Genomic DNA, 13421 nt, shown 5'->3' on the forward strand with positions numbered 1-13421 from the left:
TTTTGAGGAACTAGGTTCGTGTCTAATCAAATGAACACTATGGATATTACGGAGATCCTTAAGTATCTACCCCATAGATATCCATTTTTATTAATCGATCGCGTTTTGGATTACACCCCAGGTGAGAGTCTCCATGCGATAAAAAACGTGACGATTAATGAACCCTTTTTCCAGGGACATTTCCCTGTTCAGCCTGTGATGCCCGGCGTGCTGATTTTAGAAGCCATGGCACAGGCCACTGGTTTGCTCGCGTTTAAGACCATGAGTGACGATGTACCGCCTCCTGGTGTGTTGTACTATTTTGCTGGTATCGATAACGCGCGTTTTAGACGTGTGGTTGAGCCCGGCGATCAAATCCATTTTGAAGTCAAAATGATTAAAGAGCGCCGCGGGATTGGCGTTTTCTATGGTGAGGCCAAAGTGGATGGTGAAGTGGTTTGTTCCGCTGAAATCATGTGTGCCCGCAGAGAGATTAATCAGTGATAGATACATTAGCGTTTGTGCATCCCGATGCAAAAATTGGTAAAAACGTCACCATTGGCCCATGGAGTTATGTGGGCGCGGGTGTCGAGATTGGCGACGATTGTTGGTTAAGCTCCCACGTAGTGGTGAAGGGCCCAACCATTATCGGTAAAGGCAACCGTATTTTCCAATTCGCCTCCGTGGGTGAAGAATGCCAAGATAAGAAATACGCTGGCGAGCCGACTCGACTCATTATTGGCGATAACAATATTATCCGTGAACATGTGACCATTCACCGTGGTACGGTTCAAGATAATAGCGAAACCCGTATTGGCTCTAACAACCTGTTTATGAACTACGTGCATATCGCCCATGACTGTGTGGTTGGTAATAACGTGATTATGGCCAACAATGCGTCTATCGCTGGCCATGTGCATGTGGGTGACTGGGCGATTCTCGGTGGTATGACTGGCGTTCACCAGTTTGTGCATATCGGTGCTCATGCCTTTACCGCCGGTTGCTCGTTATTGCTACAGGATGTGCCACCCTTTGTGATGGCTGCGGGACAACCTGCTATTCCTCGTGGCTTAAACAGCGAAGGTATGAAGCGCCGTGGTTTCTCTAAGGAGAGCCAATTAGCAGTGCGCCGAGCCTATAAAACCTTATATCGCAGCAGTTTAACTGTTGATGAAGCGATTGAAGCGCTTGCCGAAGATGCGCAGAACGATGAGCAAGTTAAGTCGTTCATTGAGTTTGTTAAATCATCGGGTCGCGGCATTATTCGTTAAGAGTCCTAGACTCTACACTATGCCATTCATAGGCACTGCTCGTAATATTCTGCTTTAGACAATGCCATGGCAGAGATGCGCTGCGGTGCCATTCACTTGTCAGATATGATTGGTTTATGAGCAAAAAATCTCAATTAGTGTTTGCAATGGTCGCCGGAGAACTCTCCGGCGATATTTTAGGTGCAGGTTTAATGGCCGCACTGCAAAAAACACACCCCAACGCCCGTTTTGTCGGTATTGGTGGACCTCGCATGGAAGCCCTTGGCTTCGAATCCCTGTTCGCGATGGAAGAGCTAGCCGTGATGGGTATAGTCGAAGTGCTATCACGCCTGCCACGCTTACTCCATGTGCGCTCATCCCTGATTAAGTCCATCACCGAACTTAAACCCGATTGCTTTATCGGTATCGATGCACCGGATTTTAATATCGGTCTTGAGCTTAAGTTAAAGGCGCAGGGGATTAAAACCGTTCACTACGTGAGCCCTTCGGTATGGGCATGGCGCCCTAAGCGTATTTTTAAAATCGCTAAGGCTACCAATATGGTGCTGTCGTTATTGCCCTTTGAGAAAGCTTTTTACGACAAGCATCAGGTGCCTTGTACCTTTGTCGGCCATACCTTGGCTGACGACATTCCGTTAGAGAGTGATAAGGCGAGCGCCCGTCAGTTGCTAGAGCTCGATCCTGAGGCCGAATACCTCGCGATTTTACCCGGTTCGCGCGGCGGCGAATTAAAGCAATTGGCCGAGCCCTTCGTGAAGGCGGCGCTACTTATCAAGCAGCAATTTCCCGATATTCGCTTTGTGACGCCCTTAGTGAATCAAAAGCGCCGGGAGCAGTTTGAGCAAGCGTTAACAGCGTATGCGCCGGATCTTGAAATCCACATGGTAGAAGGTAAGTCCCGTGAGGTGATGGCTGCCGCCGATGGTATTTTACTGGCGTCGGGCACTGCAACACTTGAGGCCATGCTGATCAAACGTCCTATGGTGGTAGCCTATCGCGTGAGTCCGCTGACCTATCAGATAGCGAAAACCATGATGCAAGTGAATCGTTTCTCCCTGCCGAATTTATTAGCGGGGCGAGATGTAGTACCAGAGCTTATCCAGCACGATTGCACCCCAGAGAAGATTGCCGAAGCGGTTGGCATTGAGCTGAACCGCGACTTTGCGCCAATCAAAGCCGAGTTTGAGCGTTTGCACCAAATGCTGCGCTGTGATGCCAGCCAAAAAGCGGCTGAGGCGGTGTTAGCACTGGTCGATGCCAAGGATGTGAACTAATGGCGGTATTTAAGACGTTGACCGACGCCGATATGGCTATCTTCTCAACAGGTTTAGTGGCGGGCGTGGATGAAGTCGGCCGTGGCCCACTGGTTGGCGATGTAGTCACCGCTGCGGTGATCCTCGATCCCAATCGTCCCATTGCAGGCTTAAATGACTCTAAAAAGCTCACCGAGAAGCGCCGTGAGGCCTTGTTCGATGAGATTTGTGAAAAAGCCTTAAGCTATCATGTGGGGCGGGCAACACCTTCGGAAATCGATGAGCTGAATATTCTCCATGCAACAATGCTTGCTATGCAGCGCGCGGTTGAAGGGCTTGCTCGTACGCCCGAGTTAGTTTTAGTCGATGGTAATCGCAGTCCGGCGTTTACGCACCAAGGACTATCTCTGAACAGTCATAGCATAGTCAAAGGTGATGGCCTGATTGCGAGTATCAGTGCGGCGTCGATTATTGCCAAAGTGACCCGCGATCGGGAGATGGATGCCCTCGATGCGGCTTATCCCCAGTATGGGTTTGCCAAGCATAAGGGGTATCCGACTAAGGCGCATTTTGACGCCATCGCCGAGCACGGTGTGTTCGACCAATATCGTAAAAGTTTCAAACCCGTCAAGGCATTACTGGAGCGTTAACACCGATTGGGTGTTTTCACTTCAGCTTGAGAGCAAAGTCACTAGCCCCAGAGCTGTGACTTTGCTAGTCTGCTTTTTTAGTGATTGTTAACCTGCTATTCAAAGATAATTCTAATTATGTCCGATCCTCGTTTTGTGCATCTTCGTGTCCACAGTGACTTCTCTATGTCCGATGGTGTGGCTAAGGTCAAACCCATCCTCGCCCAAGTTGAGGCGAAGGGCATGGCTGCGGTGGCCTTAACGGATCAAAACAACCTCTGTGGTCTGGTCAAGTTTTATGGTGGCTGCCATGGGGCTGGGATCAAGCCGATTATCGGCGCGGACTTTTGGATGCAAGTGCCGGGTTTTGATGGCGAGTTTTGCGCCTTAACCATTATTGCGATGAATAATGATGGCTATCAAAATCTCACCCAAATCATCAGCCAAGCCTATTTACGTGGCCATGTTCAAGGACGCGTGGTGATTGACCAAGAGTGGCTTGTCACCTACAACGAAGGCATTTTGCTGCTATCTGGCGGTCGGGAAGGGGACGTAGGTAAGGCGCTGCTTAAGGGCAACAATACCCAAGTCGAGTCCTTATGCGAGTTTTATCAGCAGCATTTTGAAGGGCGTTATTACCTCGAGTTATTGCGTACGGGGCGCACCGATGAGGAGCGTTACCTACACATGGCGGTGGGACTGGCGCAGGAAAAGGGCATCCCAGTGGTGGCCACCAATCAGGTAGTGTTTTTAAAACCCGAAGACTTTGAATCCCATGAGATCCGCGTTGCGATTCACGATGGTTTTACGCTTGCCGATCCTCGCCGTCCTAAAAAATACAGCGAGCAGCAGTATCTTCGTAGCGAAGAGGAAATGTGTGAGCTGTTTGCTGACATTCCTGCCGCGCTCGAAAATACCGTTGAAATAGCCAAGCGTTGCAACGTTACCATTCGCTTATACGAATACTTCTTACCGAACTTTCCCACCGGCGATATGTCGATTGAGGATTATCTGGTTGATTGCTCTAAGAAGGGGCTTGAAGAGCGTTTAGAGTTCTTATTCCCCGATCCACAAGTGCGCGCCGAGCGCCGCGGTGAATATGACGATCGTCTCGATGTGGAGCTTAAGGTTATCAACCAAATGGGCTTCCCCGGTTACTTCCTTATCGTAATGGAGTTTATCCAGTGGGGTAAGGATAACGGTATTCCCGTGGGGCCGGGTCGTGGCTCGGGCGCGGGCTCGCTTGTGGCCTATGCCCTTAAGATTACCGACTTAGACCCCCTCGAATTCGACCTACTGTTCGAACGCTTCTTGAACCCAGAGCGGGTATCTATGCCCGACTTCGACGTCGACTTCTGTATGGATAGACGCGATGAGGTGATTGACCACGTGGCCGAACTCTACGGCCGTGAGGCGGTATCGCAGATCATTACCTTCGGTACAATGGCGGCCAAGGCGGTTATCCGCGACGTGGGGCGTGTGCTCGGTCATCCCTATGGCTTTGTGGACCGCATTTCTAAGCTTATCCCGCCAGAGCCCGGGATGACACTCGCTAAGGCCTTTGAGGTGGAGCCTGCGCTGCAGGAGTCCTACGATGCCGATGAGGATGTGAAAGATCTTATCGACATGTGCCGTAAACTCGAGGGTGTGACCCGTAACGCCGGTAAGCATGCGGGGGGCGTGGTGATTGCGCCCACCAAGATCACCGACTTCTCGCCGCTCTACTGCGACGCCGAAGGTAAAAACCCGGTTACCCAGTTCGATAAGAACGATGTGGAAACCGCCGGCTTAGTCAAATTCGACTTCTTAGGGTTAAGAACCCTCACCATCGTCGACTGGGCGCTGGAGATGATCAACAAGGTGGAGGTTAAAAACGGCCGTCCACCGGTGCGGATTGAGGCGATTCCCCTAGACGACCCAGCTTCGTTCCGCTTGCTGCAACGCTATGAAACCACTGCGGTATTCCAGCTCGAATCCCGTGGTATGAAGGATTTGATTAAGCGTCTGCAACCCGACTGCTTCGAAGATATGATCGCACTCGTGGCACTGTTCCGCCCGGGGCCTCTGCAATCGGGCATGGTGGATAACTTTATCGAGCGTAAGCATGGTCGTGAAGAGGTCTCTTACCCTGATTCCCAATACCAGCATGAATCTTTGAAGGAGCTGTTGTCGCCCACCTACGGCATTATTTTGTACCAAGAGCAGGTAATGCAGATTGCGCAGGTGCTATCGGGTTATACCTTAGGCGGCGCGGACATGCTGCGCCGCGCTATGGGTAAGAAAAAGCCCGAGGAGATGGCCAAACAGCGCGGTACCTTTAAAGAAGGGGCGATTAAGAACGGCGTCGACGGCGAGTTGGCGATGAAAATCTTCGACTTAGTGGAAAAGTTTGCGGGCTACGGCTTTAACAAATCCCACTCCGCCGCGTACGCGCTCGTGTCCTATCAAACCCTGTGGCTCAAGACTCACTTCCCGTCGCAGTTTATGGCGGCGGTAATGTCCGCCGATATGGACAACACAGACAAAATCGTCACCCTAGTGGATGAATGTGAGCGCATGGGACTCACTATTATTCCGCCGGATGTAAACAAAGGTCTGTTTAAGTTTACCGTCGATGATGATCTACGCATCGTTTACGGCATCGGCGCCATCAAAGGTGTGGGTGAGGGGCCGGTTGAGTCGATTCTTGAGGCGCGTAAGGACGGTCCCTTTAAAGATTTATTCGACTTTTGCGCCCGTATCGATCTTAAAAAACTTAACAAGCGGGTGATTGAAAAGCTTATCTGCGCGGGCGCCTTAGATGCGCTTGGGCCGCACCGCGCCTCTATGATGGCTACCTTGTCTGAGGCGATAAGCGCCGCCGATCAGCATGCTAAGGCCGAAGCCATTGGCCAGCATGATATGTTTGGTCTGCTCAATAGCGACCCTGAGGACAGCAAGCAGCAGTTTGTCGAATGCACTCCGTGGCCGGATAAAATTTGGCTCGAAGGGGAGCGCGAGACCTTAGGTCTATATTTAACTGGTCACCCGATTAATCAATACCTTAAAGAACTTAAGCATTACACTTCTGGGCGCTTAAAGGACGTGCATCCAACCGATCGCGGCAAAACCGTGAAGGCTGCTGGCCTTGTGGTCGCAACCCGGGTGATGCTCACTAAGCGTGGCTCGAAAATGGGTCTGTTGACCTTAGATGACAAGAGTGCGCGCCTCGAGGTGATGCTCTTTACCGAAGCCTTTGAGAAGTTTAACCATCTGCTCGAGAAGGACAGGATCCTGATCTGTGAAGGTGAAGTCAGCTTCGATGATTTTGCTGGTGGCAACCGCATGACGGCGCGCAACATTATCGATATCAGCGAGGCGCGCAGCCATTTTGCCAGCGCCTTAGAAATCGATTTAGACGCATCGCAGTTAAATCCAAGCGTGCTCGAAAGTATCGAGCAGTCAATAAGCCCATGGCGCAACGGTGCGGTGCCCGTGGTGATTAACTACAGCCAAGTGCAGGCCAAGGGCCAATTTAGGTTGGCGGAACATTGGCGAGTCAACCCCAGCGATGAATTGGTGTTTGCCCTTGAGAGCCTGCTTGGGCCAAATAAGGTGCGGATTTTGTTCCCCTAATCGATAAGCTGACAAAGACTTAGGGTTGGCAGGGGATAATTAGCATCAGCGAGTGATGGATTTTATAGGGTGAGTGCAATGGCGGCGATGGAACTGAGTGCCCATATAGCGCGTTTTTTGGCGAGCTTACCGCTGCAAGTGGGGAGCAAGTTAGTCCTCGCTTACAGCGGCGGTGTCGATTCCGAAGTGCTCGCCTACGGTTTGAGTGAATTCGCCAAACATCACCCCGAGTTACATTATCAACTGATTTATGTGCACCATGGCCTGAGCCCTAATGCCGATGCTTGGGCCGAGCACTGCCAAACTCGTGCCGCCAACTACGGTTTGCCAATCACGGTAGAGCGGGTGCAACTGACCCTAGGGCCGAGAGTGAGTGTTGAAGCCGAGGCGCGAAAAATGCGTTATCAGGCGATATTGCAGCACCTTAAGCCTCAGGATGTGCTGCTGACCGCCCACCATGAAGACGACCAACTCGAGACGATTCTCCTCGCCCTCAAACGCGGTCAGGGCCCCAAAGGATTAGCCGCCATGGGGCAAATCCAAATGCTCTCGCTTGGCGAGAAGGGGGCTTGTCTGCAAGCGCGTCCCTTACTCGATATTAGCCGTGAGCAGATTGAAGCTTTTGCCCAAACGCAGCAGTTAGTGCATATCGAAGATGAAAGTAATCAAGACGATAAATACGATCGTAACTTTTTACGCCTCGAGATTATCCCACGCCTAAAAGCACGTTGGCCCAGTATCGCCACCACCGCAAGTCGCAGCGCCCAGCTTTGCGCCGAGCAGCAGGCCATAGTGGATGCCGAGGTGAGTGAGCGTTTACCTAAGCTGCTAACCGAGGCGCCCTTTACCCAGCAAACTGTGCTTAAGCTTGATGCGCTCTCTACGCAAACCAGCGAATGGCAAGGATTACTGCTGCGGGGCTTTATCGAATCCCAAGGTTTTGCATTACCTTCCTATGTGCAGCTACAGCAAATTCTGCAGCAGTTAATGGGGGCAAAAGAGGATGCCAAAGTGCAGCTCCAGATTGGTGACTGCCTGCTGCGCCGCTTCGCTGGCATGCTTTATCTGGATACGCTAAACATTGCATCCACCGCGCCGCGAATCACTGCGCACGAACTGCATCAAGATATTCTGGCTTTACTGACTCAAGCATCAACAATGGTTGAAGATAAAATTGCGCCATTTACCTTAGCGACCATGGGGCCTCGTCTGCGTTTACCCAAGGCGGATGAGGTGGTGAGCCTGCGTTATCAGCTGCCGGGACAATTCCGCTGTCAGCCGCATTTTCGCGATAAGGGACGCGAGCTAAAAAAACTCTGGCAAGAATGCGCTGTGCCGCCATGGTTACGTGCTGAGGTGGGGTTCTTGTTCTATAACGAGCGTTTAGTAATGGCGCTAGGACTCTGGGTCGAAAAGGCATTTTGTGCCCAAGGGGATGATGTTGGGCTTAAGTTTGATGGGCAGGCTATCGGATAGCAAAGTCTATTTGCCATGCTTTATCGCCAGTGAGCAGCATCCATGCTCGATTAAGACAGTTGGGTTGGGCTTAACTTGTAGCAATTACGGCCCGAGGCTTTGGCTTGATACAAGGTTTTATCCGCTTGCTCATAGAGTTGTTCGGCTTCCATGATGTCGCTCGCCTCTGCCGCCCCGAGGCTACTACTTACGCCAAATTGATGGAAACTCGCATGGGCATTGGTCGCAGTGACGATACGTTCACACAATAAGCCCGCCGCATGAATATTACCTTGCACTATCACCACAAACTCGTCGCCCCCAATACGGAAGGCCTGATCGGTACTGCGAATACTGCTGCGGATAATGTCTCCAAACTCCTTCAAAATATAATCACCGCATTTGTGACCATATCTATCGTTAAGCTGCTTAAAATTATCCAAATCCAATACGATAAGTGACACAGCGCCCTGCTTTCTGTGGGCTCTGGCTACCGCATTTTTTAAACTTTGAGTGTAATAATGACGATTGCCAAGGCCTGTTAGGGAATCGAACATCGCCTGCATCGACATCTCTTGATACTGCATGGCATTTAATAATGGCTGGAGCAGCAAGGGCTCAATCTCTTGCAGGATAATGGTTTGCGAAGGTGTGAGCGGCGTCAGCAGTTGATACTGCAGTGTCAGTGGGGTGCCGCCACAGATGATCTGTCGTTTAAGACTGATCCCATAACGTTTGCCCCAGCTTAATTTTTGTTGTTCGGCTTGCAGGCGAACACCTTGGACGGGCAGATGTTGCCCTAGCACTTTGCCGTAGCAGGCAAAGACTGTCCGCGGATCTAAGCTCGCGTGCAGCTGCTGGATCACTTGCACTAAATCCAGTGGCGTAGAAGCTGGACTGTATGCCTCTGTTTGATAGTTATATTCATCAGGATATAAGGTTGTCGCTAAGCCAAAGTCCATTATGATTACCCCAGCAAATGAAATGGCGATTGGAACTCTTCCCCCTATTAAGCAATATGTGTGCCGTGTTGTTTGCGAATAAAATTTGTCTTTGTATGTCACTCAGTTAAGCTTAAAGCGCACTCCCATATTTTTGACACGCCAGTTATTTGACAGGAGTTATCTCGCCTATGGAGCATGGTTTCTTAATTCAGATATTGCTGATGCTAGTGATTGCTATCGTTGCGATTGCCTTGCTGCGGCGTATCGGCTTGCCGGCGATTTTGGCGTATTTATTAACCGGAGTGGTGAGTGGGCCCAGTGGGTTCCATTGGTTTACCCAGCAGCAAATGCAATCTGTCGCCGAGCTTGGGGTTGTGCTCTTGATGTTTACACTGGGACTCGAGTTTTCGGTCCCTCGGCTGTGGGCCATGCGCAGAACCGTATTTGGATTAGGTAGCGCGCAGGTGGTGGTGACCACAGTGTTGACTATGTTGATTGCGTTAGCTTGCGGCTTGAATGGCGTAGAATCCCTCGTCATCGGCGCGGCGATTGCACTTTCTTCCACCGCGATTGTACTCAAGCTGCTTAACGAGCAGGGCTGGCTAAGGCGCCGCCATGGTGAGCTGTCGGTCAGTGTGCTGTTATTTCAGGATTTAGCCGTCGTTCCTCTGCTTATTTTGCTGCCATTGCTCGGGCAGAATGATGAGCCCTTGATGTTAGCGGCAATCGCCTTGGCGCTGCTGAAGGGGATTCTTGCTTTCTTCTTGCTGATGGCCTTAGGCAAATGGGCCTTACCTCGACTGTTTGATGAGGTGGCAAGATCCCGCTCCAATGAACTCTTTGTACTCTCGACATTGGTGGTGGCCTTAGTCACGGGGGCTTTTACCCAGTGGTTAGGTTTATCTATGGCACTAGGGGCCTTTATGGCGGGAATGCTACTTGGCGAGAGCCAGTACCGCCGCCAGCTTGAGGCGGATATTCGGCCGTTTCGCGATTTACTCATGGGGCTGTTTTTTATCTCCATCGGCATGATGCTGGATTTCGCGCTCGTTATTCAATTTTGGTGGCAGATTTTACTTATTCTGCTGGCGGTAGTCGTTGGCAAGGCGCTGATAATCCATGGCTTATTGCGATTGGTTGGAGAGCCTTTTCGGATTGCCATCAGCACGGCCTTGAGTCTGGCGCAGGTTGGTGAATTCAGTTTTGTGGTGTTAGCCCTTGCGGTAAGTTATGGGCTATTGAGTAACGAGACTAGCACTATGTTGGTGATGGTCGCGGTATTGTCTATGAGTATTGCCCCTTGGTTGGTGCGCCATAGTGTAGATATTGCTAAGTGGCTGTTGGGGATCCGCCAGTCTGGGCATGTGGATGAAGTGGTGCCGATTATTACCGAGGATCACGATCTGGTGCTGATTTTAGGTTACGGCAGGGTTGGCCAAACCATAGCCCGGTTTTTAAAGACAGAAGCCGTGCCCTATTTAGTGCTCGATCTTGACCCCACGCGGGTGTCCGAGGCGCGCCGCGCGGGTGAGCCGATTTATTTTGGCGATGTGTGCAAGCGGGCGATCCTTAAGCAGGTGGGGATTAAACACGCCAAAATGATCGTGATCACCTTCTGTGAGACCCGCAGTTTAGAAGAAGCCTTGCCCCTGTGTAAGCAGTTGGCACCCGACGCCAAAATTCTGGTAAGAACCCGCGACGACAGTGAGTTAGATATGCTGCAAAAGGCGGGGGCGAATCAGGTGATCCCCGAATCCCTCGAGGGCAGTTTGATGTTGGTCTCGCAGGTGCTGCATCAATGTGGTGTACCGCTGGCGCGGATCCTCAAGCGACTGGAGTCGGAGCGGCGCAATCATTATCAGTTTTTACACGGTTTCTTCTCGGGTACCGAAACCGACTTTACCTTAGAGTCGCTGCACGCCGTATTGTTACACCGCGGCGCGTATGCCGTGGGTAAGCAAGTTGCCGATATTGATTGGGAATTGCTTCGGGTAGAGTTAAGAGCCATCCGCCGCAGCGGCGCCGAAGTTGAACATCCTGAGCTGGATTGGGTCTTTCGCGCTGGTGATATTTTACTGATTGTGGGTAAGCCCAGAAGGCTTGAGAAAGCCGAGGCCAAGCTATTACATGGATAGTTTGGGTTGCATAGCGAGTGACTCATGGCTTACAAAAGCAGCCGCAATGCAAACGTTTAGATGTGCTCGTCGAGCACATTGGGTTAACCATTAGCTATCCGCTTATTCTACCAAGTGTTTTTACCCACAGAGGTGCTGCACTGGTAAATACCAATTGCAATGATTCGTTACGTTATAAAATTGTTGCTTAACTGTGATGGTGATATTCTCGCAGCCAAATTATCTTGGGCGTATGGTCCCGACAATGGCAAGGAGCGTGAATATTGAAAACGGTATTAAAACGAATTGGACTTGGCACACTCGCCATAGTGCTGTTGCTCGGGGCGCTCGCCGCCCATGAATGGTTTGCGAAAAAGCCTTTTTTCTTCCGTGCATTTTTAGATAGAAGCATGGTCAAAATGGCATTCGAAAGCCCAGAGACCTTAACCTCCTTGGGATTTTTAGAATCCGTTGGCATCACTGGTCACAATGCCTTGCTCGACGATGATAGCCCTGCGGCCATGGATAAAACCTTTACCCAAGTCCGTGCCTTAAGGGATACCTTACTCAGCTACCAAGATACCGATCTGGATGATAATCAGCGCATTTCGAAGGACATCGCACTGTATCTGGCGGATTTTGCCTTGGCATCTGAACCCTATCGTTATCACAATTATCCAGTAAATCAGCTGTTTGGTGTGCAAAATGGTTATCCAAGCTTTATGCAGGCGCAGCACCAAGTTCACTCGGTTGAAGATGCCGAAAACTACCTATCACGCTTAATTGCGGTGAAGACTAAATTTGGCCAAACCATAGAAGGACTAAAGCTTCGAGAGGCTAAGGGCATTATTCCGCCAAAGTTTGTGATTGAGCGGGTGCTAACCGAGATGAATGACTTCATTAACGCGCCCGTCGAAGACAATATTCTCTACAGCTCCTTTAAGACTAAGCTCGCCGACACGCAAATCAGTGCCGATGAACAGGCGCGTTTGCTGGCGCAGGCAAAAGCCAATATTGAGTCCGACGTTAAACCGGCATATCGACTCTTTATCGATTACTTCACGGCGTTACAAGCCAAAGCGGGCACGGACGATGGCTACTGGGCTTTGCCGAATGGTGATGTGGCCTACGAGCAGTTACTGAAGTTTTTTACTACCACCAATTACAGCGCCGATGAAATCCATGCCAAGGGATTAGCCGAGGTGAGCCGTATTCAGGACGAAATCATGACGATTTTGGCCGCACAGGGATACGACACCAGCCAAGGATTCTCGGTGGCAATCGAAGCGCTGGCCGCCGATCCAAAATTCTATTATGAAGACTCAGATGCGGGCCGGGCGCAGATCTTAGTGGATTACCAAAAAATCCTCGATGAAGTGAATGCGGGCTTAGACAATGCCTTCCGTATTCGCCCGAAAGCGGGAATGGAAGTGGTGCGCATTCCTGAATTTAAAGAGAAAACAGCACCGGGCGCTTATTATCAGCAGCCGGCGATTGACGGTAGTCGTCCGGGACGTTTCTACGCCAACCTGTTCGACATCAAAGCAACGCCTAAATACGGCATGCGTACTTTGGCTTACCATGAGGGGATCCCTGGGCATCACTTCCAAATCGCGGTGGCGATGGAGTTAGAAGGGCAACCGCTGATCCGCAAGATGGCGCCTTTTACGGCCTATATCGAAGGTTGGGCACTCTATTCTGAACGTTTAGCCTGGGAACTCGGTTTTCAGCAAGATCCCTTCGACAATATCGGTCGCTTACAGGCGGAGCTGTTTCGGGCCGTGCGTCTGGTTGTCGATACGGGAATTCACCACAGCCGCTGGACACGTGAGCAAGCCATTGACTATATGAAACAAAACACCGGTATGTCCGACCGCGACGTGACCGCAGAAATCGAGCGTTATATCGTTATGCCCGGCCAAGCGACGGCCTATAAGGTGGGTATGATGAAAATTCTCGAGCTGCGGGAAAAAGCCAAACAAGCCCTAGGTGATAAATTCGATTTACGGGATTTTCACGATGTAGTGCTGAAAAATGGTGCCGTCCCCTTAGATATTCTAGAAAAATTAGTTGACCGTTATATCGCCGAAAAACGCAGCCAAGCCTAAGCTTGCGTAAGCTAACGACCCGCAGGTGATCCCTGCGGGTATGTTATCCGGCT

At 50.8% G+C, this 13421-nt stretch carries 9 protein-coding genes; 8 read left to right on the forward strand and 1 reads right to left on the reverse strand.

Annotation, left to right across the window (positions count from 1 at the left end; all coding sequences use genetic code 11):
* The first annotated feature begins 18 nt into the window (after positions 1-18).
* The 6 genes from fabZ to tilS all read left to right on the forward strand — a co-directional run bounded on the left by fabZ (position 19) and on the right by tilS (position 8223).
* Positions 19-483, forward strand: a complete 465-nt coding sequence (fabZ, locus tag CF168_RS06880; RefSeq protein WP_041412686.1) for a 3-hydroxyacyl-ACP dehydratase FabZ — start codon at positions 19-21, stop codon at positions 481-483.
* Entirely contained in the window at positions 480-1250 is a 771-nt protein-coding gene (gene lpxA / locus CF168_RS06885) for an acyl-ACP--UDP-N-acetylglucosamine O-acyltransferase (RefSeq protein ID WP_011623381.1), read from the forward strand. Before fabZ ends, lpxA begins: the two co-directional genes overlap by 4 nt.
* A gap of 116 nt (positions 1251-1366) precedes the next feature.
* The gene (lpxB, locus tag CF168_RS06890) at positions 1367-2524 is read left to right on the forward strand and encodes a lipid-A-disaccharide synthase (protein WP_089067417.1); all 1158 of its coding nucleotides are present in this window, start codon (positions 1367-1369) and stop codon (positions 2522-2524) included.
* Positions 2524-3153 (forward strand): ribonuclease HII, encoded by a 630-nt coding sequence (gene rnhB / locus CF168_RS06895; RefSeq protein ID WP_089067418.1) that lies wholly within the window; start codon positions 2524-2526, stop codon positions 3151-3153. Before lpxB ends, rnhB begins: the two co-directional genes overlap by 1 nt.
* A 117-nt stretch (positions 3154-3270) precedes the next feature.
* Positions 3271-6747 (forward strand): DNA polymerase III subunit alpha, encoded by a 3477-nt coding sequence (dnaE, locus tag CF168_RS06900; RefSeq protein ID WP_089067419.1) that lies wholly within the window; start codon positions 3271-3273, stop codon positions 6745-6747.
* A 78-nt stretch (positions 6748-6825) separates the two neighbouring features.
* Entirely contained in the window at positions 6826-8223 is a 1398-nt protein-coding gene (gene tilS / locus CF168_RS06905) for a tRNA lysidine(34) synthetase TilS (protein WP_089067420.1), read from the forward strand.
* Positions 8224-8273: 50 nt separating this feature from the next.
* Here the strand turns inward: tilS and CF168_RS06910 are convergent, their stop codons facing one another.
* Positions 8274-9164 (reverse strand): GGDEF domain-containing protein, encoded by an 891-nt coding sequence (locus tag CF168_RS06910; RefSeq protein WP_089067421.1) that lies wholly within the window; start codon positions 9162-9164, stop codon positions 8274-8276.
* Positions 9165-9334: 170 nt separating this feature from the next.
* Between CF168_RS06910 and CF168_RS06915 the strand changes: the two genes are divergently transcribed.
* On the forward strand, positions 9335-11281 hold the full coding sequence (locus CF168_RS06915; RefSeq protein WP_089067422.1) for a monovalent cation:proton antiporter family protein: 1947 nt from the start codon (positions 9335-9337) through the stop codon (positions 11279-11281).
* A 263-nt stretch (positions 11282-11544) separates the two neighbouring features.
* Positions 11545-13368: a DUF885 domain-containing protein gene (locus CF168_RS06920; RefSeq protein ID WP_089067423.1), complete on the forward strand. Its 1824-nt coding sequence runs from the start codon at positions 11545-11547 to the stop codon at positions 13366-13368.
* Positions 13369-13421: the final 53 nt, after the last annotated feature.

This window comes from Shewanella bicestrii (genome assembly GCF_002216875.1).
GTDB classification, from domain to species: Bacteria; Pseudomonadota; Gammaproteobacteria; order Enterobacterales; family Shewanellaceae; genus Shewanella; species Shewanella seohaensis.